Annotated in this window: 20 protein-coding genes, 1 rRNA gene and 1 riboswitch; of the genes, 16 read left to right on the forward strand and 5 right to left on the reverse strand. The window is 66.9% G+C overall.

Going from position 1 to position 20,978, the window contains the following annotated elements; translation table 11 throughout:
• The 12 genes from GPA22_RS21050 to GPA22_RS21105 all read left to right on the forward strand — a co-directional run.
• Nucleotides 1-500, forward strand: a 500-nt coding sequence (locus tag GPA22_RS21050; RefSeq protein ID WP_169258035.1) for a methyltransferase domain-containing protein, incomplete at its 5' end; no start/stop codon positions are given.
• A gap of 219 nt (nucleotides 501-719) precedes the next feature.
• The gene (locus GPA22_RS21055) at nucleotides 720-2,186 is read left to right on the forward strand and encodes an ATPase domain-containing protein (RefSeq protein ID WP_169258036.1); all 1,467 of its coding nucleotides are present in this window, start codon (nucleotides 720-722) and stop codon (nucleotides 2,184-2,186) included.
• Entirely contained in the window at nucleotides 2,183-2,563 is a 381-nt protein-coding gene (locus GPA22_RS21060) for a response regulator (protein ID WP_169258037.1), read from the forward strand. Before GPA22_RS21055 ends, GPA22_RS21060 begins: the two co-directional genes overlap by 4 nt.
• Nucleotides 2,560-4,287: an EAL domain-containing protein gene (locus GPA22_RS21065; RefSeq protein ID WP_169258038.1), complete on the forward strand. Its 1,728-nt coding sequence runs from the start codon at nucleotides 2,560-2,562 to the stop codon at nucleotides 4,285-4,287. The genes GPA22_RS21060 and GPA22_RS21065 overlap by 4 nt, the downstream gene beginning before the upstream one ends.
• Nucleotides 4,288-4,439: 152 nt before the next feature.
• Entirely contained in the window at nucleotides 4,440-4,802 is a 363-nt protein-coding gene (locus GPA22_RS21070) for an SPW repeat domain-containing protein (RefSeq protein ID WP_169258039.1), read from the forward strand.
• 448 nt (nucleotides 4,803-5,250) lie between these two features.
• The gene (locus GPA22_RS21075) at nucleotides 5,251-6,159 is read left to right on the forward strand and encodes a glutamate/aspartate ABC transporter substrate-binding protein (RefSeq protein ID WP_281374161.1); all 909 of its coding nucleotides are present in this window, start codon (nucleotides 5,251-5,253) and stop codon (nucleotides 6,157-6,159) included.
• A 56-nt stretch (nucleotides 6,160-6,215) separates the two neighbouring features.
• Nucleotides 6,216-7,298, forward strand: coding sequence for a type II asparaginase (locus GPA22_RS21080; protein WP_169258041.1), 1,083 nt, complete (start codon nucleotides 6,216-6,218; stop codon nucleotides 7,296-7,298).
• 138 nt (nucleotides 7,299-7,436) lie between these two features.
• Entirely contained in the window at nucleotides 7,437-8,174 is a 738-nt protein-coding gene (locus GPA22_RS21085; protein WP_169258042.1) for an amino acid ABC transporter permease, read from the forward strand.
• 1 nt (nucleotide 8,175) lies between these two features.
• Nucleotides 8,176-8,865: a glutamate/aspartate ABC transporter permease GltK gene (gltK, locus tag GPA22_RS21090; protein WP_169258043.1), complete on the forward strand. Its 690-nt coding sequence runs from the start codon at nucleotides 8,176-8,178 to the stop codon at nucleotides 8,863-8,865.
• Between the two features lie 48 nt (nucleotides 8,866-8,913).
• Nucleotides 8,914-9,642 carry an amino acid ABC transporter ATP-binding protein gene (locus GPA22_RS21095; protein WP_169258044.1) on the forward strand — a complete coding sequence of 243 codons (729 nt, stop codon included), beginning with the start codon at nucleotides 8,914-8,916 and terminating at the stop codon, nucleotides 9,640-9,642.
• A gap of 134 nt (nucleotides 9,643-9,776) precedes the next feature.
• The gene (locus tag GPA22_RS21100; RefSeq protein WP_169258045.1) at nucleotides 9,777-11,135 is read left to right on the forward strand and encodes a sigma-54-dependent transcriptional regulator; all 1,359 of its coding nucleotides are present in this window, start codon (nucleotides 9,777-9,779) and stop codon (nucleotides 11,133-11,135) included.
• 33 nt (nucleotides 11,136-11,168) lie between these two features.
• Nucleotides 11,169-12,599 carry an aldehyde dehydrogenase family protein gene (locus GPA22_RS21105; RefSeq protein WP_169258046.1) on the forward strand — a complete coding sequence of 477 codons (1,431 nt, stop codon included), beginning with the start codon at nucleotides 11,169-11,171 and terminating at the stop codon, nucleotides 12,597-12,599.
• Between the two features lie 27 nt (nucleotides 12,600-12,626).
• On the opposite strand, the gene GPA22_RS21110 is transcribed toward GPA22_RS21105, so the two are convergent.
• The 5 genes from GPA22_RS21110 to GPA22_RS21130 form a co-directional block, all read right to left on the reverse strand.
• Nucleotides 12,627-13,334 (reverse strand): hypothetical protein, encoded by a 708-nt coding sequence (locus GPA22_RS21110; RefSeq protein WP_246264601.1) that lies wholly within the window; start codon nucleotides 13,332-13,334, stop codon nucleotides 12,627-12,629.
• Between the two features lie 6 nt (nucleotides 13,335-13,340).
• Entirely contained in the window at nucleotides 13,341-14,213 is an 873-nt protein-coding gene (locus GPA22_RS21115) for a hypothetical protein (protein WP_169258047.1), read from the reverse strand.
• Nucleotides 14,210-16,639, reverse strand: a complete 2,430-nt coding sequence (locus tag GPA22_RS21120; RefSeq protein WP_246264603.1) for a bifunctional diguanylate cyclase/phosphodiesterase — start codon at nucleotides 16,637-16,639, stop codon at nucleotides 14,210-14,212. The genes GPA22_RS21115 and GPA22_RS21120 overlap by 4 nt, the downstream gene beginning before the upstream one ends.
• Nucleotides 16,640-17,069: 430 nt before the next feature.
• Nucleotides 17,070-17,155: riboswitch (cyclic di-GMP riboswitch) on the reverse strand.
• Between the two features lie 160 nt (nucleotides 17,156-17,315).
• Nucleotides 17,316-17,864 carry a chromate transporter gene (locus GPA22_RS21125; protein WP_169258048.1) on the reverse strand — a complete coding sequence of 183 codons (549 nt, stop codon included), beginning with the start codon at nucleotides 17,862-17,864 and terminating at the stop codon, nucleotides 17,316-17,318.
• The gene (locus GPA22_RS21130) at nucleotides 17,861-18,451 is read right to left on the reverse strand and encodes a chromate transporter (protein WP_169258049.1); all 591 of its coding nucleotides are present in this window, start codon (nucleotides 18,449-18,451) and stop codon (nucleotides 17,861-17,863) included. Before GPA22_RS21130 ends, GPA22_RS21125 begins: the two co-directional genes overlap by 4 nt.
• A 420-nt stretch (nucleotides 18,452-18,871) precedes the next feature.
• Here GPA22_RS21130 and GPA22_RS21135 point away from each other — a divergent pair, with 420 nt between their 5' ends.
• The 4 genes from GPA22_RS21135 to GPA22_RS21150 form a co-directional block, all read left to right on the forward strand.
• Entirely contained in the window at nucleotides 18,872-19,144 is a 273-nt protein-coding gene (locus GPA22_RS21135; RefSeq protein ID WP_169258050.1) for a hypothetical protein, read from the forward strand.
• A 108-nt stretch (nucleotides 19,145-19,252) separates the two neighbouring features.
• Nucleotides 19,253-19,870, forward strand: coding sequence for a LolA family protein (locus tag GPA22_RS21140; RefSeq protein ID WP_169258051.1), 618 nt, complete (start codon nucleotides 19,253-19,255; stop codon nucleotides 19,868-19,870).
• Nucleotides 19,871-19,973: 103 nt separating this feature from the next.
• Entirely contained in the window at nucleotides 19,974-20,450 is a 477-nt protein-coding gene (locus tag GPA22_RS21145) for a hypothetical protein (protein ID WP_169258052.1), read from the forward strand.
• A gap of 411 nt (nucleotides 20,451-20,861) precedes the next feature.
• A 16S ribosomal RNA gene (locus GPA22_RS21150) occupies nucleotides 20,862-20,978 on the forward strand; the annotation flags it as partial.

The following is a 20,978-nucleotide window of genomic DNA, read 5'->3' on the forward strand; positions in this document are numbered from 1 at the left end:
AGACCGCGCTCGCGTGGGGCCTCGTGACCGAGGTGGTACCCGCAGCCGAGCTCGAGACCGCGGCGCTGGGCATTGCCCGGCGCATGGCGGCTAATCCGGCCCACGGCCTGCGCCTTACCAAGCGCCTCGGTGCCGCTGCCGAGGGCGTCCGGTGGGTCGAGGCCGACATCACGAAGGTCCGCCTTCCGCGCCATGCCTACGATCTCTGGCATGACCGCGCGGTCTTCCATTTCCTCACGACCCCCGAGCAGCGCCACGCCTACGTCGCGGCCGTGTTGCGCGCGGTGAAACCGGGCGGGCATGTCATCGTGTCCACCTTCGCGGAGGACGGGCCCCTGCAGTGCAGCGGCCTGCCGGTCATGCGCTACACCGCCGACGGCCTCCATGCCGAATTTGGTGCGTCGTTCGAACTCGTCCGGCACGAGGAGGAAGCGCACCGCACGCCGTCGGGCGGCACGCAGAAGTTCGTCTACTGCTACTGTCGGACCCGCGACTCGTGACCTCCAACCCCAGGTTCAACCCGAACCGGGTCGGCATGCGGGCCGGGCCGGCCGCCATCGCCGCGAGTCGGGAGCGGCAGGCTTTCGCCAGGGTGTCCATCAGCATGTAGGTTTTGGCGACGGTGCGCACATCGCGGCCGGCAGTACGAGGTCCGCGACGCAACCGCACACGCTCGTGCAGGTCAAAGGTACCGGGTCATGGAAGCGGAGTATCCAGCCATGAATCTGGACGATCTCGGATTGCGCATCTGCAGCGGCATCGACGGACTGGACGAGGTGCTGTGCGGCGGTTTCATCAAGGGCCGTGCCTATCTCGTGCGCGGCGGTCCCGGAACGGGCAAGACGATGCTGGGGTTGCACTTCCTCGCGTCGGGGGCGAGGGAGGGTGAGAGCTGCCTCTTCATCACGCTCGCCGAGCCCGAGAAGCAGTTGCGACAGAACGGGACCTCGCTGGGCCTCGATCTCGAGCGGGTGAGTTTTCTCGATCTGTCGCCGACGCCGGAGTTTTTCGCCGAGGCCGGCTCCTACGACATCTTTTCGCCGGCGGAGGTCGATCTGGAGCCGATCACCCGCCGCATCGTGGGCGAAATCGAAGCCTTGCGACCGCAGCGCGTCTTTCTCGACGCGATGACGCAGTTCCGTTACCTGGCGGCGGAGCCGTTCCACTTCTTCAAGCAGGTGTTGTCTTTCCTGCGCTTTCTGGTCGGGCAGGGCGCAACGGTCCTGTTCACTTCCGAAGGCAGTCCGACCGCCCCCGACGAGGATTTGCAGTTCATGGCCGACGGCGTGATCACCCTCGCCGCGACGCCGCAGGGGCGCAGCCTGAACGTCGCGAAATTCCGCGGTTCGGGCTTTCGCGATGGCTGGCATTCGCTGCGCCTGAGCGACAGCGGCATGACGATCTTCCCGCGGCTCGTCCCGGACCCGCCGCGCGGCGACGTTGCCGGCGAGCTGCGGTCCCTGGGGGTGCCCGGCCTCGACGAGCTGCTGCACGGCGGCATCGAGCGCGGCACCGTGACCATCGTCAGCGGCCCGTCGGGCGTGGGCAAGACGACCCTGTGCTTGCAGTTGCTCAAGGAAGTTGCGGCGCACCGCGAACGCGGCATCGTCTATACGTTCGACGAGAGCGTGGAGATGATCCTGCACCGTTGCGACGCCATCAAGCTGCCCGTGCGCTCGCTGATGGGGCAGGGCACGCTGCTGCTGCAACAGATCGAGCCATTGCGCTTCTCGCCCGCGGAGTTCTACCGGGAGGTCGTGCGCGACATCGAAAGTCAGGGCGCGCGCACCGTGATGATCGACAGCATCGCCGGATTCCGGCTGTCGCTGCGCGGTGATGACCTGGTCAGCGACCTTCATGCCCTATGCCGGGACCTGTGCAACCGCGGCGTGACCGTGGTGCTGGTGGACGAAGTCGAGTCGATCACCGGCGACTTCCAGGCCACCGAGACCGGGCTGGGTTATCTGGCCGACAACATCGTGTTTCTGCGCTATCTCGAGGTGCGCGGTGAGCTGCGCAAGGCGATCGGCGTGCTCAAGAAGCGCCTCGGCGATTTCGAGAAGACCTTGCGCGAAATCGAGATCACCGCCGACGGCATCAAGGTCGGCAAGCCCCTCACCGACCTGCGCGGCATTCTGACCGGCACACCGGAGTGGCGGCACGAATCCGGAGCCTCGCCCCAATGAACAGTGTGTCACCGCGGGCCGTCCTCGTCGTCGACCGCAATCCGCGCAATCTCGCACTCCTGCTCCAATGCCTGTCGGGCAACGGTTTTCAGACTCTGTGCGCGGCCGATCTGGCGCAGTTCGACGCGGTGCTCGCGCAGTCCGGCGGGATCGCGCTCGCCTTGGTGGATGTCGACGGCTTCGACATCGCCGTGTGGGATCGCTGTCGCCGGCTGCGCGAGCGCCAGATCGAGGTGCTGGTGCTGGTCGGGCGGCGCGCGATACCCTCCGTGCAACTGCATGGCGCACGCTGCGGGGCGCGGGCGGTTCTGCCCAAACCCCTGTCGCCGAAGCTGCTTGCGCAGATGGTGCGCGGCCTGCTGGAGGAGCCGGCGTGACGCGCGTCCTGCTCCTGCTCGATCATCGCCGCAACCGCCGCCTGCTGGCGGAGTGGCTCGCCCCGCACTATCAGGTCGTGGTCGGGGAGAGTGCGGGGGCGCTCGAGCAGCCCTTCGACCTCGGCATCGTCGATGGCCCGGCGCTGGAGCGGCTGCGCGACGCGATCGCTGCGCGCAAGGAGCGTGAGCAGCCGATCCTGCTGCCCTTCCTGTTTGTGACTGCGCGGCGCGGCGCCGGCCTCGGCACGCAACAGCTGTGGCAAAGCGTCGACGAGCTGATCGCGACGCCGATCGAGAAGGCCGAGTTGCAGGTGCGCCTGCAGGTGCTGGCGCGCATGCGCAAGCTGTCGCTCGATCTCCGGGCGACCCACGAGGCGCAGTTGCGCCACATGGCCCTGCACGATCCGCTCACCGACCTGCCGAACCGGCAACTGTTTTCCGAACGCCTCGAGGCGGCGGTCGCCCGGGCGCGCGCGGATCGCCGTGCGGTAGCCGTGCTGCTGCTCGATCTCGATCGGTTCAACGCGATCAACGAGTCCTTCGGACATGCCTACGGCGACCTGCTGTTGCAGGCGGTCGCCGGGCGCCTCGCCACCTGCCTGCCGCGCGACACGCTGGCCCACTTCGGCGGCGACACCTTTGCCGCGTTCGTGCCCGACTTCCTCCATCTGCGCGAGCCGGTGGTCGTCGCGGAGCGGCTGCTCGCGGCGTTGTCGTCGCAGCCCTTTGAACTGGTCGGCCATACCGTGTATGCGGCCGCGAGCGTCGGCATCACGCTGTTCCCGGGCGATGCCGCGCATGCCGCGGCCCTGCTCGAGAACGCCGACACGGCGCTCTATCGTGCCAAGGGTGAAGGCGGCGGCACCTACCAGTTCTATACGCCGCAGATGAAGACCCAGGTGCTCGACCGCCTCGATCTCGAGACACGCCTGCGTGGTGCGGCCGAGCGTGGCGAACTGGTGCTCGAATACCAGCCCCAGGTCGATATCGCCAGCGGAGATATCGTCGGTTTCGAGGCGCTGGCGCGATGGGACGAGCCCGAACTGGGACGGGTGGCGCCCACCCGCTTCATCCCGATCGCGGAGGAGACCGGCCTCGTCGAGTCGATCGGCGAATGGGCGCTTGCCGCTGCCTGCCGGCAGAACAAGGCGTGGCAGCTGGCGGGGCTGCCGCCGTTGCGCGCAGCCGTGAATGTATCGGCGCGCCAGTTCCGCCATGGCGTCGAGAAGATCGTCGCGCGCGTGCTCGCCGAGACGGGGCTGGATCCGTGCTACCTCGAGCTGGAGATCACCGAGAGCAGTCTGATGGAGTGCGCGCCCGAATCGGTGGAGGTGTTGCGCAAGCTGCGGGAGCTGGGGGTGCAGCTGTCGATCGACGACTTCGGCACCGGCTATTCGGCGATGAGCTACCTGAAGCGGCTGCCGGTTGCGACGCTGAAGATCGACCGCTCGTTCGTCAGCGACATCGCGCACGACGCCGACAGCGCCGCGATCGTGCGCGCGATCGTCGCGGTCGCGCACAGCCTGAACCTCAAGGTCGTCGCCGAAGGGGTCGAGACGGTCGAGCAACTGGAGAACCTGCGTGCCCACGGTTGTGACGAAGTCCAGGGTTTCGTGGTCGGACGACCGCTGCCGGCGGCCGATTTCATCGCGCCCTTGCATCGGCGCCGTGCGGGGACGTGGGGCGGGAACCGGCTCCGGCCGCGGCGGTCAATACCAACGTGAAGGTACCCGGATGACCCCAGGGCAAGGCGGCGGGTCGGTCGTGCGCACCGGATCGCGGTAGTCAGTCGAGCAACAAGCCGGGTGACGACCATCCGCAGTCTTCCCTCGCGGTCAGACGGTGATCTGCATTCGTCATATGCGGAGGGATGACCATGTCTGCAACAGTCAAACACTGGCAAGACCCGGTGAACCTCATTCTGGGCGTGTGGCTCGGAGTATCTCCGTGGGCGTTTTCCTACGCGATGGAGGCGGCGCCGACCTGGAATGCGGTGATGGCCGGTGCGCTGATCGCAGCACTCGCGTTGTTCGAGCTCATCAAGGTCGCGGCCTGGGAAGAGTGGGCAAGCGTCGCCATTGGTGCATGGCTCGTGGCCTCGCCGTGGATTCTCGGCTTTGCGGGGGTCACGGCGGCGATGGGAAATGCGGTGCTCGTCGGTCTCGTCGTCGCCGTGCTCGCGCTGTGGGCGCTGGGGACGGACAAGAGCATCGGCGGGTGGTGGACGCCGGCGACGTGATCAAGCGGTAGACGGAGGAAATGCATCAGGCTTCCGGAAAGGAGGTGGGGGACATGCTGGGCAGCTGGATGGCGTGCTGACGGTGAACATCCCGAAACGCTCGGAAGTCCGTCCCCGCAAGATCGAAGTCCGCGTGAGCTGAGCCGCCGCGCGTTGCGAGTCCAGGCGGCGTCCGGGACACCGGGCGCCGCCTGTCTTTTGCGCTCACGCGGACGGCATGAAGTGCGGCTGCGTGAGGACAACGCGCGACCGGGTGGAGGTGTTCGGAAAACCGAACGCCGGCGGTGACCAGGATTCGGATTTCCGAACGGGGGCGCACAACGCAGAGACCTGCAGGTCTCGGATATCAAGCCCTTGACCTCTTGCGCGACGCAGCAAAAAAGCTGGCACGCCGTCTGCAATGGTTTGCGCCCATCGGGATCTTTTATCCCGTCATACCAAAGGAGACATGATGCAGCTGCGCAAGCCCCTGAATGCCACCCTCGCCGCCCTGATCGCCGCCGGCACCATCGCCCTCGTGCCCGCCGTCGCGCAGGCCGGTACGCTGCAGAAGATCAAGGAGACGGGCACGATCACGCTGGGTCATCGCGAGTCCTCGATCCCGTTCTCGTATTACGACCAGAATCAGCAGGTGGTCGGCTATTCGCAGGAGATGATGCTGAAGGTCGTCGACGCGATCAAAGCCGAGCTCAAGATGCCGGCCCTTCAGGTGAAGCTGATGCCGGTCACGTCGCAGAACCGCATCCCGCTGGTGCAGAACGGTACCGTCGCGATCGAGTGCGGCTCGACGACGAACAACGCCGAGCGCGCGAAGCAGGTCGCCTTCTCGAACACGATCTTCGTCGTCGGCACGCGCCTGATGACGAAGAAGGATTCGGGCGTGACGGATTTCGATCAGCTCGCGGGCAAGAACGTCGTGACGACCGCCGGCACCACCTCGGAGCGCCTGCTGCGCAAGATGAACGAGGACAAGAAGCTCGGCATGAACATCATCAGCGCCAAGGACCACGGCGAGTCCTTCCTGACGCTGGAAACCGGGCGCGCGGTGGCCTTCATGATGGACGACGCGCTGCTCTACGGCGAACTGGCGAAGGCCAAGCGCCCGGCCGACTGGGCCATCACCGGCACGCCGCAGTCGTATGAAGCGTACGGCTGCATGATGGCCAGGGACGATGCCGAGTTCAAGAAGGTGGTGGATGCGGCGATCGCGAAGACGATGACGTCCGGCGAAGCCGAGGCGATCTACAGCAAATGGTTCCTCGCGGCGATCCCGCCGAAGAGCATCAACCTGAACTTCCCGATGTCCGAGGCGATGAAGAAGCTGATGAAGACGCCGAACGACCGCCCGTTTGAATAAGCCGCTGCTACAACGAGAAATGCCCCCGCAGGGGGCGCAAAAACAAGGAGACAACCATGCAAGTGCGTAACACCAAGGGCTGGACCGCCGGCCGCATGCTGGCGCTCGTCGCCGCACTGGCGCTGTCCAGCAGCACCGCTTTCGCCGATGCCAAGAGCAAAGTCGTCATCCTCGCCACCGGCGGCACGATCGCCGGCGCGGGGGCCACCGCTGCCAACAGCGCGACCTACCAGGCCGCGAAGGTGCCGGTCGACAAGCTCATCGCCGGCGTGCCGGAACTCGCCGACGTCGCGGACGTGCGCGGCGAGCAGGTGTTCCAGATCGCGTCCGAAAGCTTCACCAACGAGCAGCTGATGACGTTGGGCAAGCGCATTTCGGCGCTGGTGAAGCAGGACGACGTCGACGGCATCGTCGTCACGCACGGCACCGACACGCTGGAGGAGACGGCCTTCTTCCTGAACCTCGTCGTGCACTCCGCCAAGCCGATCGTCGTGGTCGGTGCGATGCGCCCCGGCACCGCGCTGTCGGCCGACGGCATGCTGAACCTGTACGACGCGGTCGCCGTCGCGGCGGCGAAGGACTCGCGCGGCAAGGGCGTGCTGGTGACGATGAACGACGAGATCCAGAGCGGGCGCGACGTCACCAAGGCGATCAACATCCGCACCGAGGCCTTCAAGAGCCCGTGGGGCGCGCTGGGCATGGTCGTCGAAGGCAAGGGCTATTGGTTCCGTGCGCCGGTGAAGCGCCACACGACGAACTCCGAGTTCGACATCGACAAGATCGAGAAGCTCGCGCCCGTCGAGATCGCCTACGGCTACGGCAACATGAGCGACATGGCCTATCGTGCGTTCGGCAAGGACGTGAAGGCGATCATCCACGCCGGCACCGGCAACGGTTCCGTCGCCAAGCACATCGTGCCGGTGCTGCAGGAGCTGCGCGGCAAGGGCGTGCAGGTGATCCGCTCGGCGCGCGTGACCGGCGGCGGTTTCGTGCTGCGCAATGCCGAGCAGCCCGACGACAAGTACGACTGGGTCGTCTCCCACGACCTCAACCCGCAGAAGGCGCGCATCCTCGCCGCGGTCGCACTGACCCGCACGCAGGACAGCAAGGAGCTGCAGCGCATCTTCTGGGAGTACTGAGCCTCCCGCCCGGCCGACCCGCCGGGCTCCCGCCCCTGAAAATCCCCTACCGCAGACGCCACGCGCGTCGGCGGCAGGGCCGGGCTGCGCCCATCGCGGCCGCAGGGGCCTTTTCCTCCGATGTTTCTGGAGTCTTGCATGGAATACCAATGGAATTGGGGCGTGTTTCTGCTCCCCAGCGCGGTCAATGACGGCACCTACCTCGACTGGATGATCGCCGGCCTGCAGACGACGCTGCTGCTGTCGCTGTCGGCGTGGGTGATCGCGCTGCTGCTGGGCGCGGTGGTGGGCGTGCTGCGCACCGTGCCGCATCGCGGGCTGGCCTTCGGCGCGACGGCCTACGTCGAGATGTTCCGCAACATCCCGCTGCTGGTGCAGCTCTTCTTCTGGTATTTCGTGCTGCCCGAGCTGCTGCCGGCGGTGGCCGGCAACGCCTTCAAGGCGCTGAACCCGGTCGCGCAGCAGTTCGTCGCGGCAATGGTGTGCCTGGGCCTCTTCACCAGCGCGCGCGTCGCCGAGCAGGTGCGTTCGGGCATCAACGCGCTGCCGCGCGGGCAGAAGAACGCCGGCCTTGCGCTGGGGCTCACGCTGCCGCAGACCTACCGCCACGTGATGCTGCCGATGGCCTTCCGCCTGGTCGTGCCGCCGCTCACGTCCGAATTCCTCAACGTGTTCAAGAACTCGGCGGTGTGCTCGACGATCGGGCTGCTCGAACTCGCCGCGCAGGGCCGCCAACTCGTCGATTACACCGCGCAGCCCTACGAGTCCTTCGTCGCAGTGACGGTGGCCTACCTGATGATCAACGTCGTCGTGATGCTGCTGATGCGCAAGGTGGAAGTCCTCGTGCGCGTCCCCGGTTACCTCGGAGGCAAGTGAAATGTTCGGTTCCTACGAATTCGACTGGTCGTCGATCCCCGGTTCGCTGAGCTTCCTCGGCCAGGGCCTGATGGTGTCGCTGGAGATCACGGCGCTCGCGATCGTCGCCGGCATCGTGTGGGGCACGCTGCTCGCGATGGCGCGCCTGTCCTCGATCAAGCCGCTCGCGTGGGCCGCCGCGGGCTACGTGAACCTCTTCCGCGCGATCCCTCTGGTGATGGTGCTGCTGTGGTTCTTCCTCATCGTGCCGAAGTTCCTCGAGAGTTTCCTCGGCCTGCCGCCGGGCTCGGACGTGCGCCTCGCCTCCGCGATGATCGGCTTCGCGCTGTTCGAGTCGGCCTATTACGCCGAGATCATCCGCGCCGGCATCCAGTCGGTGCCGCGGGGCCAGCTCGCCGCCGCCCACGCGCTGGGCATGAGCTATCCGCAGGCGATGCTGCACGTCGTGCTGCCGCAGGCCTTCCGCAACATGGTGCCGCTGCTGCTGACGCAGGCGATCATCCTGTTCCAGGACACTTCGCTCGTCTATGTGTCGGCGCTCGCCGACTTCTTCGGCGCGGCCTACAAGGTCGGCGACCGCGACGGCCGGCTCGTCGAGCTGGTGCTCTTCGCCGGCGCCGTCTATTTCGTCCTGTGCTTCGCCGCCTCGCAGGCCGTGCGCCACTTCCAGCGCCGCCTGCAGCGTGCCTGAGCGCCGTCGCGTCCCCTACCGAACAGCTACGCATTCAAGGATATCGTCATGATCACGATCGACAAGGTCAGCAAGCATTACGGCAGCTTCCAGGTCCTCACCGACTGCAGCACCCACGTGAACAAGGGCGAGGTGGTGGTCGTGTGCGGCCCCTCCGGTTCCGGCAAATCCACCCTCATCAAGTGCGTGAACGGCCTCGAGCCCTTCCAGGACGGTCAGATCCACGTGAACGGCACCTCCGTCGGCGCGCCCAAGACCAACCTCTCCAGGCTGCGCTCGCACGTCGGCATGGTGTTCCAGCACTTCGAGCTGTTCCCGCACATGACGATCCGCGACAACCTCACGCTCGCACAGGTCAAGGTCCTCAAGCGCGACAAGGACGAGGCGGCCGAGAAGGGCCTGTACTTCCTCGACCGCGTCGGCCTCAAGGCGCACGCGCACAAGTTCCCCGGCCAGCTCTCGGGCGGCCAGCAGCAGCGCGTCGCGATCGCCCGCGCGCTCGCGATGGACCCGATCTGCATGCTGTTCGACGAGCCGACCTCGGCGCTCGACCCGGAGATGATCAACGAGGTCCTCGACGTCATGACCGAGCTGGCGCAGGAAGGCATGACGATGATGTGCGTGACGCACGAGATGGGCTTCGCCAAGCGCGTCGCGCACCGCGTGATCTTCATGGACCACGGCAAGATCGTCGAGGACGACAGCAAGGAGGCCTTCTTCGCCAACCCGCGTTCCGAGCGCGCACAGCAGTTCCTCGCGAAGATCCTGCAGCACTGAGGCCCTCTGCGGGACGGTGAGAGGACTCGTCGGCCGGACTGAACTAGAATTCCGGGCGGCGACCTCACCGCCAACCATCCCGACGGCGGCGTCGTATTCACGCTCGACCTGCCGGCGGCCGGAGATCAACAGGCATGACTTCTTCCCCTTCCTCGCAACCCAACCAATCTCCGGCGCTGAAAGTCCTCATCGTCGAGGACGATCCGAACGTGCGCCTCGGCTGCGAGCAGGCGATGCAACTCGCCGGCATCCCGGTGCAGGCGGTCGCCTCGGCCGAAGCGGGGCAGCGCCTCGTCGGCCCGGATTTCCCCGGCGTCGTCGTCACCGACATGCGCCTGCCGGGTATGGACGGCATGCAGCTCCTGCGCGCGCTGGTCGCCCAGGATGCGGCGCTGCCGGTCATCATGATCACCGGCCACGGCGACGTGACGCTGGCCGTCGAGGCGATGCGCAGCGGCGCCTACGACTTCATCCCCAAGCCTTTTTCGCCCGATCACCTCGTCGAGGTCGTGAGCCGCGCACTGGAAAAACGTGCGCTGACGATGGAAGTCGAAAGCCTGCGCCGCCGTCTCGACCATCGCGACGCGATCGAAGCGCGCCTGATTGGCCGCTCGCCGCAGATGGAGAGGGTGCGCCGCCTGCTGCTCGAACTCGCCGACACCAGCGTCGATGTGCTCATCGTCGGCGAGACCGGCACCGGCAAGGAAATGGTCGCGCGCTGCCTGCATGACCTCTCCAGCCGCAGCGCGGCGAACTACGTCGCGCTCAACTGCGGCGGCCTGCCGGACAACCTCATCGACAGCGAACTCTTCGGCCACGAGGCGGGCGCCTTCACCGGCGCGCAGAAACGCCGCATCGGCAAGATCGAGCACGCCAACGGCGGCACCCTGTTCCTCGACGAAGTCGAGTCGATGCCGATGGCGGTGCAGATCAAGCTGCTGCGCGTGCTGCAGGAGCGCATGGTCGAGCGCCTCGGCTCCAACGCGCTGATCCCGGTCGTGTGCCGCGTCGTCGCCGCCACCAAGGAAGACCTGCGCGAACTCGCCGACCGCCAGAAATTCCGCGCCGACCTGTACTACCGCCTCAACGTCGCGCGCGTCGAACTGCCGCCGCTGCGCGAACGGCGCGAGGACATCCCGCTGCTGCTCGAACACTTCATGCTGCAGGCCGCGCAGCAGCACCAGCGCCCCATCCCCGAAGTCGGCCGCGAGCAGATGCAGCAGCTGATGGCGCACGCCTGGCCGGGCAACGTGCGCGAACTGCGCAACGCCGCCGAATGTCTGGTGCTCGGCCTGCGCCGCGATTTCGGCACCACGCCGTCGCCGGAAGCGCGCGGCGCCTCGCTTGCCGAAGCGGTGGAGAACTTCGAGCGCTCGCTGATCGCCGCCGAGCTGCGCCGCCAGAACGGCAACCTCGCGCGCAGCAGCGAAGCGCTGCAGGTCGCGAAGACCACGCTGCACGACAAGATCCGGAAGTACGGGCTGGCGGGCTAGAATCGGCGGGTTTCCCTTCCCGAGGAGAACCCGATGACCATCCTGCGCGACAAGCTCTACATCGGCGGCCGCTGGGTCGCCCCGGCCGGCGCCGGCCTGATCGACGTGATCGACCCGAGCGCCGCCTCGGTCTACGCCCGCATTCCCGAAGGCGCTCCCGCGGATGCGGAAGCCGCCATCGCGGCGGCGCATGCCGCGTTCGATGCGTGGTCGCGCCTGCCCGCGGCCGAGCGTGCGGACCATATCGAGCGCGTCGCCGCCGGACTGGAAGCGCGCCGCGACGAACTCGCCGCCGCGATCGCCCACGAAGTCGGCATGCCGCTGAAGATGGCGGGGCGCTTCCAGGTCGCCGGGCCGATCGGCAGCTGGAAGCACTACGCGAAGCTCGCGCGCGAGTTCCCGTGGGAAGAGCGCGTCGGCAACTCGCTCGTCGTGCGCGAGCCGATCGGCGTCGTCGGCGCCATCACGCCGTGGAACTTCCCGCTCAACCAGATCTCGCTGAAAGTCGCTCCGGCGCTCGCGGCCGGCTGCACGGTCGTGCTGAAGCCCTCGGAGGTCGCGCCGATCAACGCCTTCATCCTCGCCGACATCATCGCCGAGGCGGGCCTGCCGGCGGGCGTGTTCAACCTCGTGACCGGCTACGGCCCGGTCGTCGGCGAGGTGCTGGCGTCCGATCCACGCGTCGACATGGTGTCCTTCACCGGCTCGACGCGCGCCGGCCGCCGTGTCGCGGAGCTTGCTGCGGCGACGGTGAAGAAGGTCGCGCTGGAACTCGGCGGCAAGTCGGCGTCGGTGATCCTCGACGACGCCGACCTTGCCGCCGCGGTGAAGGGCTCGGTGTCGAGCTGCCTGCTCAACTCCGGCCAGACCTGCTCGGCGCACACGCGCATGCTGGTGCCGCGCGCGAAGCTCGCCCAGGCCGCGGAACTCGCCGCCGCCGCGGCGGCAGCGTTCAAGGTCGGGCCGGCGTTCGCCGAAGACAGCAAGCTCGGCCCGCTCGTCTCCGACGTCCAGCGCGAGCGCGTGGTGGGCTACATCCGCCGCGGCATCGCCGAAGGGGCGACGCTCGTCGCCGGCGGCCCCGACGCCGCACCAGCCGGCAGCGGTTTCTTCGTCGCACCGACCGTGCTGGTCGTCGAGGACCGCAAGGCGACCGTCGCGCAGGAGGAGATCTTCGGCCCGGTGCTGGTGATCCTGCCGCACGACGGCGACGAGGACGCGATCGCGCTCGCGAACGATTCGATCTACGGCCTGGGCGGCGGCGTGTGGGCAGGCAGCGACGAGCATGCGCTGGCCGTCGCGCGTCGCATCCGCAGCGGCCAGATCGACATCAACGGCGCACCGTGGAATCCGCGCGCACCTTTCGGCGGCTATCGCCAGTCGGGCCTGGGGCGCGAGAACGGTGTCTATGGCCTGGAAGAGTTCCTCGAATACAAGGCGATCCAGCTGCCGCAAAAACCCTGAGCGCCGCGCCGGCGCAGCCCACCGCGCTCAGTAACCGCCGCGGCCGGGTGTCGGTGCGCGCCGGGCGCGGAAGTCCGGTACCAGTCCGATCGTCGTGGCCGCATCCACCGCGCCGCTCGACGGCACCGCGAGCTGCCGCGCGGTCGCCTGCTCGCCGCCTTCGAGCTGCGGATGCCAGACCCGCAGCGTGTAGTCCCCGCCGGGCAGGCCGCCCAGCGTCGCCTTGCCGTCGGCGCCCGTCTTCGCGAAGTGGGGGCTTTCGGAGACGTAGATGTAGCCGACCATCCAGTCGTGGATGTTGCACCCGAGGACGATGACGCCGGGCTTGTCGAACAGCACCGGCGAGGCCGGCGTGCCGCTGTAAAGCGGCAGCTCGAAGGTCTTGGCCGGCGAGAAGGAATAGACGTGATGCCGGATGTTGTCGTTATTCGGAAAACTCACGCGCGTCCCGGCCTGCACCGGCAGCACGTGCGGGACGAATTCCTTGTTGCGCTGGTCTTCCTCGGCGACGCCCGGGTGGCTGGCCGAGGCCGTTCCAGCGGCCGGCACGGCGACCACGACCGCATCGGCGACGGGCTTGCCGTCGCGGTCGCGCACCGCAGCGCGGATCTCCCCCGCGGTGGCGTCAGGCGCGGCGAGCAGGAGGGCGAGCAGTGCCGCCAGCACGCCGCCGCCGACCCCGGCGGAGACGCTGCGTCGGTAGCGTGCGGGCATCTTCAGGGAACGTGTGCACATCGCCAGTCAAAACCCGTAGAGATAGGTCGCGCGGAACAGGCTTCCGTTGTAGTCGATGCCGCCATCCGCGCGGCTGTTGCGGTATTCGTAGCCGATGCCGAACGTTGCCTGGCGGCCGATTTCGCGGCTCACGCCGATGCTCGCCACCCCGGTTCGTGCCCGCATCGTGTACGCGAAGGTGTTGTTGCCGAACACCGGATCCGCTGCGATTGCACTGGATGCGAGGAAGATCGGCAGGTTGCGCTGCGTCGTCGACACGATGTCGCCGCGGTGCCAAGTGTAGCCCACCGACACGAGGTAGCGCGGGGCGCAGGCGAAGTCGGCGCCGATGCCGACGCTGCGGCTGCCCAGGTCGAACACGTTGGCGCGGATGAACGGGACGACGCGCTCGGGCGTGTGGTCCGATTCGCGCCGCTCGCTGCGGACGAAGGCGTGCAGCGCCAGGCGGTCCGACACGCGCTTGCTCGCCTCGGCCTCCGCCGCGTACAGCCATCCGTCGCGCAGGCGGCTGTCGTATTCGAGCCGCGTCGCGGATCCGGTCAGCGCGAACTGGGGCACGTAGGGCCCGAGGCCGAACTTCCGCCGATAAGTCAGCGCGAGGCCCGCGTTGAGGTTATCCAGCCCTTCGTAATGCCGATACTTGGTGCCGGTGACGCTGGCCTTCACGGACAGGCTGTCGTAGTCCGTGAGCTGGAAACGCGGCCCCGCTTCGCCGGAGACGGCGAGTGCAAGGTCGCCCTTGATGTCCCGCGCCAGTTGCGCGCGCGTGAGGTTGTCGTCATAGACCAGTTCGACGCCCAGCTCATCGAGCAGGTTGGCCGATGCCTGGGTGGCACACAGGCCGAGTGCGACACAGGCGACCCGGTCTCCGAACCTCATGTGATTTCTCCCTTGTTGCAGTGTTGTGCCGCCCCGCGCGCGAGCCAGCCTTCGAGCTGTTCGGCCGGCAGCGGCTTGCAGATGTGATAGCCCTGCAGGTAGTCGCAGCCCATGTCGTACAGCAGTTCGCGCACTTCATCGGTCTCGACGCCTTCCGCGACGACGCTCAGTCCCATGTTGTGGGCGAGGTCGATCACCGAGCGCACGATCGTCATGTCATCGGGGTCGCGTGCCATGTCCATCACGAAGCTCTTGTCGATCTTGAGTTCGGCCACGGGCAGGCGCTTCAACTGTGCGAGCGACGAATAGCCCGTGCCGAAGTCGTCGATCGACAGGCTGAATCCCATCTCGTGCAGCCGCGTCACCGTTTCGAGCGCGCGTACCGGGTCATCGACGATCGCACTTTCCGTGATTTCCAGCAGGAACCAGTGCGGCGAGGCGCCGTGGCTCGCGAGCAGTTCGGCAAAGCGCCGCGGCAGCTCGGGTCCGAGCAGGTCGCGTGCGGAAAGGTTGATCGACACCGCGAGCGCCAGCCCCGCCGCACGCCAGCGCGCACCTTGCTCGAAGGCGCGGCCGATCACCCATTGCGTGATGTCGCGGATACAGCCGGTCTGCTCGGCGAAGGGAATGAACTGGTCGGGCGGCACGAAGCCGCGCTCCGGATGCTGCCAGCGCACCAGCGCTTCCACGCCCGTGATCTCGCCGCTCGCGAGGTCGAGGCGCGGCTGGTAATACAGGACCAGCTCGTTCCTGGCGATGGCCTGGCGCAGTTCGCCGGTGAGCGACAGCCGGCCGTGGTTCTCGGTTTCCGTGTCATAGCTGGCGTCATAACGCGCGTAACCCAGACGCTTGCGCTTGGCCACGTACATTGCGGCATCGGCCCGGCTCATCAGGACGTTCGGATCGTCGCCGTGCTCGGGGAAGGTCGCGATGCCGATGCTTCCGCTGACGTCCAGCTGCCGCCCTTCCACGACTACCGGCGCCGCAAAGGTCAGGAGGATCTTGCGGGCGGCCGCCTCGGCCATCGTCGCACTGGCGGCGGGCAGCAGCACCGCGAACTCGTCGCCGCCGAGGCGCGCGGGCGTATCGGATGCACGCTCCAGCACCATGCGCAGGCGGTCCGCGACTTCGCACAGCAGGCGATCGCCGACATGGTGGCCGAGCGTGTCGTTGACCTCCTTGAAGCGGTTCAGGTCGATGAGCAGCACGCTCACCGGCTGCGCAAGCCGGCGGGCGATGCCCAGCGCCTGCTGCAGGCGCTCGTTGAACAGCGCACGGTTGGGCAGGCCGGTCAGCGCATCCTGTAGCGCCATCGACTTGATCTGCTGCTCGCGTGCGGCGATCGCGAGCCGCATGCGGTTGAAACTGGCCGCGAGTTCGCCGAGTTCGTCGGAGCGCGTTTCCGGCGGCCCATGGTCATAGTCGCCACGCTCCATGCGGCGCGCGAACTCGGCCAGTGCCGACACCGGTCGCGAGATGCTGCGGGCGATCAGCAGGCTGCCGGCGACCGTCGCGCACAGGCTGAAGGCGGCGAGCACGAGCAGGATCACACGCAGCGCGTCGAAACGGGCGACCGCATCGCGCAGCGAGCTCTGCAGGATCGCGACGACCGCACCGTCGTCCTCGCGGCCGAGGACCGAACTGGCAAGCTGGAAGTCCGCGCCGAGCAGGTTCGCGGCGACCGGCGGCGCGGTGGTTCCCGCGGGTGGCCCGAGCGCGCCCAGCAGGGTGCGTGTCGCCGGCGTCGGCAGCGTCGTCGCCGCAACGTTCCAGCCGCGGTCGCGCACCCAGGTGGCGAACGAAACATCCAGTCCGGTGAGCAGGCCGAGATCCTTCGCGAGCTTGGTGTCGACGCTGAACGCCACCATCACCCACGCAACCGGAACCGGTGCGAGCACCGGCACCACGACGAGCTGGAAGGGCGCATGTTCGATCAGCACGATCGCGGACGCAGCACCCTTGCGTTCGGCATCCTCGATCAGGCGCGGATACGGGAACAGGGTATGCTCGCCGTTGCCGCCCGCCGCCGTTTCGCCCAGCACCTTGCGATCGAGCCCGATCAGCATCATCTTCGCCGCCCTGATGCGCGCGGCGTGATTATTCAGCGCGGACACGATCGTCGCATGATCGCTGCTCATCAGCGCCTGGCGCAGGCCGAAATCGGAGGCCAGCACGCTCGCGGCGGTCGTCAGTTGCTGGGTGCGATCCTCCATCACGCGCGCGAAGATCCGCCGTCCGACCTCGACTTCCTTGCGCACGGACTCGCGCGCATTCTCGGACACTGCCCAGTTCAGCGCCACCAGGGTCACCAGCTGGATCGCCACCAGCAGCAGCGTCACGAAGACGATGACCTGGTGCGCGACGAAGCGCGCCATGCTCACGCGGCCGGCAAACAGCCGCGGCAGCGCGCTACGCGCCTGTTTCAACAATGCTCCGGCGGCATGCAGGGGGCGTGACGAACAACAGGACCTCGGCATTTGCGCTGCCATCGCTCAACCCGCCTTGAGCCGTTGGAGCACCGACGCACACACCGGCGTGCTGCGCCTTCCTGCCCTGCGGTGATCGTTGTTGGCGCTGCTGATCGTCGATTGCATGCTTACGCTCTTCGTGGCGCGACCGGTCTGGCGAGGTCGGGGTGAGGCAGTTGCACGCAGTGACTGTTATTCGGCGGCGCCTGCCCGATCGCTGCCGACCTGCCGGCCGCGCGAGTGAGCCTCGCCGTTCGAATTGTGCCGGAGCGCATAGACTTCGCCTGCGGAATTGTTCCCCATGCATGCGAACGCAGGAGGGCAGGGAAGAGACTGTCGCTCGCGACACCATCACGGGTCCCGTCCGCATCGCTGCACGCGAACCGAGCCCGGCAACCCCGCTATCGTGACCTGAAGGTGGTAGACCGGAAGCTTTGCGACCCCGCCTTTCGTGCGGGAGTGCCGATTTATGTTAAGGATTGTTGCGTCAAAGATATGGGGAAGCTTTGACGCGTGTCAATTTGGTCGGGGCGGATTTTGTGGTTCCGCGCCAGTGGCGTGTCGTATCAGCGATACAACGAAAGAAATATCTGTCGCCGGGGCGCCTGTCGGCTCATCCCGCGGGCTTGTTCCCTTACACCCAGCCCAGCGCGCCGGCCGTTGCGCCGACGACGATCATCCAGATCGGCGCAAGCCGCGTCTTCAGTGTCACCGTCATCGTCGCGACGATCAGCGCAAGCGCTCCCAGCCGGTGTTCCGGTGCCGCGATGAAAGGCAGGCTGAGAAGCCAGCCGGTCGCGAACACCAGTCCGATCGACACGGGCGCCAAGCCGGCCGTGAACGCCCTCACGGCCGGCGCGTCGCGGCGCTGTGCGCCCCAGCGGCTCACGCCCAGCGACAGCAGCGTCGAAGGCAGCAGGATACCGATCAGCGCAGCGGCCGCGCCGACCACGCCGGCGACCTGGAAGCCCAGCACCGGCACGAACAGCACGTTCGGCCCTGGTGCGGCCTGCGCCAGCGCGATCGCCGTCGTGAACTCGGCGTCGTCGAGCCAGCCGCGCTCGGCGACGAGAAAGCGGTGCATCTCGGGCGCCGTCGACATCGCGCCGCCGATCGACAGCAGCGACAGCATCAGGAAGCGCAGGAAAAGGTCGACCAGGTCGGACAGCGGCAGGCTGCTCATCGCTGTCCTCCTTCGCGGCGCGCAATGCACCAGCGCGCGATGCACCAGCCCGCCGTGCCCAGCCCGATCACGACCCACGCGAGCGGCACCCGGAACACCGTCACCGCCACCAGGGTTGTCAGCCCGAGCAGCACGCACAGCACCCGCCCGAGCGGATTCCTGCGCAGCGTGCCCAGCATCTTCAGCGCCATCGCGAGAATCAGTCCCGCTGCGACAGCGCCCATGCCGCGCAGCGCCCCGGCGACCGCGGGAAAACTCGCAAGCTGGTTGTAGCTCGCGGCCAGCACGATCACCAGCACCAGCGGTGCGAACAGCATCCCGCCGATCGCCGCGAACGCGCCGCGCCAGCCGAAGAAGCGGTCGCCCAGCATCAGCGACAGATTGACGACATTGGGGCCGGGCAGCAGCTGCGCGACCGAGTACGCATCGACGAACTCCTCCCGCGTCATCCAGCGACGGCGGTCGACCAGCTCGCGCTGCGCAACCGCGAGCACCCCGCCGAAACCCTGCAGCGCAAGGACGGTGAAGGCGATGAACAGATGCCACGGCGAATGCGGGCGGGGGTGGTCTGATGCGGCGGTTGTCACGGTCGATCCGTTCTTGTTGTCGGTGCAGACCGGGAATCCGGCGCCTGCTTTCGGACGCCAGAGCATATTCGCGCACCTCGCGCACGTAAACCGGGATATTTTTTCCCGCACTGCAGTCAACGCACTTGCCGGAGCCGTGGGGCCGAGGTCGGATGCCGCGAAGGTCCTGATCGCGCGCCCGGCCGGGAACAGGCCAAAGTGGCATGGTCCGCCTGCTGAAGCGGTTCTCCCCACCCGGCCCCGGCGCCTTGATCCTCCGGCCGCAATGGCCGGCATCGCCCGACCACCGCTTCGCGCTCGAAGCCCTCCGACCCGGACGGCAGCCCCGCCACTCCTCTCCCAAGCAGAAACCCGTTCGCGGGCGCCTCACTCTAAGTAAGAAGAACACCAACAACTCGAACCATGTGCAAGGAGCCTGAAATGCGTACTGCCCTCCTTCTGGCACTCGTCGCGGTGCTCGCGTCCTGCGCCACCTCCGCCGAGCGTGCCGCGCAGGTCGAGCGCGAAGTCGAACAGATGATCACGGTCTATGGTCCGGCGTGTGAAAGACTCGGCTACAAGGCCGAGAACGATCAGTGGCGCGACTGCGTCCTGCGGCTCAACGCACAGCAGCGCTACGAGAGCTACAGCCGGATGCCGACATCGACCACGTGCATCGGGCATCGCGGCTTCTTCCACTGCACCACCTTCTGACACTCCGCTGCGCAGGTCTTGCATGCACGATCGCGTGGAAAACAGCGTGAGTCGCTCCTTGCTGGGCAGGGTGGGCCGACACCGGGGAGCCCGCGCGTGACGCCTCCGATGCCTGCCCTCGCACCGAGCGCCGTGGTGCCCGCCGCGGCAGACCTGTTGCATGGTGCGCAGGCACGGTTCCGTGCGCTCGACGGTTACCGAGTCACGCTGCGATCACTCTCCGCAGATGGCCTGCGGCAAGTGATCTCCTACGCCTACCGCAAACCGGGCTGGATACGCCTGGATTTCGCCGAACCCCATCGCGGCGCCATCCTCATCTACGATCCCGCGACGCGACGCGTCCACCTCCGTCCCTTCGGCAAGGGACGTTTCCCGACCCTCGATCTCGCCCCTGACAACCCGCTGATCCGCAGCCCCGCCGGCCACAGAGTCGATCGCTCCGACGTCGGCACGCTGATCGCGAAACTGGTCGAACTCCGCGCTCAGGGCACCATGACCGATCCCGTCGATGCCACCATTTCCGAGCGTACCGCGCGCTACGTCGAAATCACTACCGCGGCCGCCGATGCGGACGGCGTGCGTCGCTACCGCGTCTGGTTCGAGCGGGGCACCCTGTTTCCGCTCAAGGTCCAGAGTTTCGATGCCACGCTCAAGCTCATCGAAACCGTCGACATGAGCGATGCCGAACTCGACCCTGTCTTTCCCGAGCGTTTCTTCACGCTCTGAAGGGAGAGAGCATGCGACCCGCAGCCATCAACCAATACCATCTCACCACCCTCTGGCGGCAGGGAGCGCCCCTCGAAATCGTCTGGGACGAGCGCGAGCCTTCATGAACCTGCGGCAAGAGATCACCGCCACGGTTGTCGCCGCGTTCGTCGCCGGTACCGTCGCCACCTTCGTCCAGATGCTGCTCTGGTGGATAGACGGAACCCCCGTCATCGGTACCCTCCTGCGCGATGCCCGCCTGACCGCTGCGGTCGTCATGGGCCCGTCCGTATTGAAGCTCGATCAAGGTTGGCACTGGGATGTCCTCGCATGGGCCGCGACCATCCACTTCGTCCTGTCGGTGATCTACGCGCTGATCGCCTGGCCCGTCGCCCGCAGCATGACCGCTTCCGCCGCCATCGGCCTCGGCGCCCTCTACGGCGCAGCGATCTACGTCATCAACCTCCACGGTTTCACCTACGTCTTTCCCTGGTTCGACGTCTCCCGCGGATGGGTGACCATCCTGACCCACCTCGTGTTCGGCGCATCACTGTTCGCAAGCTGCGCCGCCCTCGCGCATCGACCGCATCGTCCCCACTGATTTGATTCGCCGAATGCACGCGTTTCGAGAATTACGCCGGCGGGGCGGGTTTTTATCAGAGCGAATGATTTTCGGTTTTTGTTTCCGAAAGTGCTTGACGGGGTTTGCGAGGTCTATATAATTCGCGCCTCTTCAGCGCTGCAGCGGCTTTGGCAGCGGCGGTGGGGGCAGGAAAGAGGTGGGTAGCGCGGCGGCGGATTTAAAAAAGTTTGCTGCGGTGCTTGACGAAACGAAGTGAGTTTGTCAGAATCTCTTTCTCGCTGCTTCGGTAGCGGTTCTTTAAAAAATTGGACAACCGATAAGTGTGGGTGCTTGGTTGGCGCGGCTGAAACTGCTTCGGCGGTTTAATGTTGCAAAGATTGAGTGCTCAACTGTAAGTCAGTAATGATTTCTTTGAGTGCTTGTTGGATTGAACTTAAGAGTTTGATCCTGGCTCAGATTGAACGCTGGCGGCATGCTTTACACATGCAAGTCGAACGGCAGCGGGGGCTTCGGCCTGCCGGCGAGTGGCGAACGGGTGAGTAATGC

The organism is Aromatoleum toluvorans (genome assembly GCF_012910905.1).
Taxonomy (GTDB): Bacteria; Pseudomonadota; Gammaproteobacteria; order Burkholderiales; family Rhodocyclaceae; genus Aromatoleum; species Aromatoleum toluvorans.

Excerpts from the sequence above, each read along its gene's own strand:
- GPA22_RS21105 (WP_169258046.1), top strand. The coding sequence starts at position 11,169 with ATGACCATCCTGCGCGACAAGCTCTACATCGGCGGCCGCTGGGTCGCC.
- GPA22_RS21075 (WP_281374161.1), top strand. The coding sequence starts at position 5,251 with ATGATGCAGCTGCGCAAGCCCCTGAATGCCACCCTCGCCGCCCTGATC.
- GPA22_RS21055 (WP_169258036.1), top strand. The coding sequence starts at position 720 with ATGAATCTGGACGATCTCGGATTGCGCATCTGCAGCGGCATCGACGGA.
- GPA22_RS21135 (WP_169258050.1), top strand. The coding sequence starts at position 18,872 with ATGCGTACTGCCCTCCTTCTGGCACTCGTCGCGGTGCTCGCGTCCTGC.
- GPA22_RS21145 (WP_169258052.1), top strand. The coding sequence starts at position 19,974 with ATGAACCTGCGGCAAGAGATCACCGCCACGGTTGTCGCCGCGTTCGTC.
- GPA22_RS21085 (WP_169258042.1), top strand. The coding sequence starts at position 7,437 with ATGGAATACCAATGGAATTGGGGCGTGTTTCTGCTCCCCAGCGCGGTC.
- gltK (WP_169258043.1), top strand. The coding sequence starts at position 8,176 with ATGTTCGGTTCCTACGAATTCGACTGGTCGTCGATCCCCGGTTCGCTG.
- GPA22_RS21070 (WP_169258039.1), top strand. The coding sequence starts at position 4,440 with ATGTCTGCAACAGTCAAACACTGGCAAGACCCGGTGAACCTCATTCTG.
- GPA22_RS21110 (WP_246264601.1), bottom strand. The coding sequence starts at position 13,334 with ATGTGCACACGTTCCCTGAAGATGCCCGCACGCTACCGACGCAGCGTC.
- GPA22_RS21125 (WP_169258048.1), bottom strand. The coding sequence starts at position 17,864 with ATGAGCAGCCTGCCGCTGTCCGACCTGGTCGACCTTTTCCTGCGCTTC.
- GPA22_RS21080 (WP_169258041.1), top strand. The coding sequence starts at position 6,216 with ATGCAAGTGCGTAACACCAAGGGCTGGACCGCCGGCCGCATGCTGGCG.
- GPA22_RS21060 (WP_169258037.1), top strand. The coding sequence starts at position 2,183 with ATGAACAGTGTGTCACCGCGGGCCGTCCTCGTCGTCGACCGCAATCCG.
- GPA22_RS21100 (WP_169258045.1), top strand. The coding sequence starts at position 9,777 with ATGACTTCTTCCCCTTCCTCGCAACCCAACCAATCTCCGGCGCTGAAA.
- GPA22_RS21140 (WP_169258051.1), top strand. The coding sequence starts at position 19,253 with ATGCCTGCCCTCGCACCGAGCGCCGTGGTGCCCGCCGCGGCAGACCTG.
- GPA22_RS21115 (WP_169258047.1), bottom strand. The coding sequence starts at position 14,213 with ATGAGGTTCGGAGACCGGGTCGCCTGTGTCGCACTCGGCCTGTGTGCC.
- GPA22_RS21095 (WP_169258044.1), top strand. The coding sequence starts at position 8,914 with ATGATCACGATCGACAAGGTCAGCAAGCATTACGGCAGCTTCCAGGTC.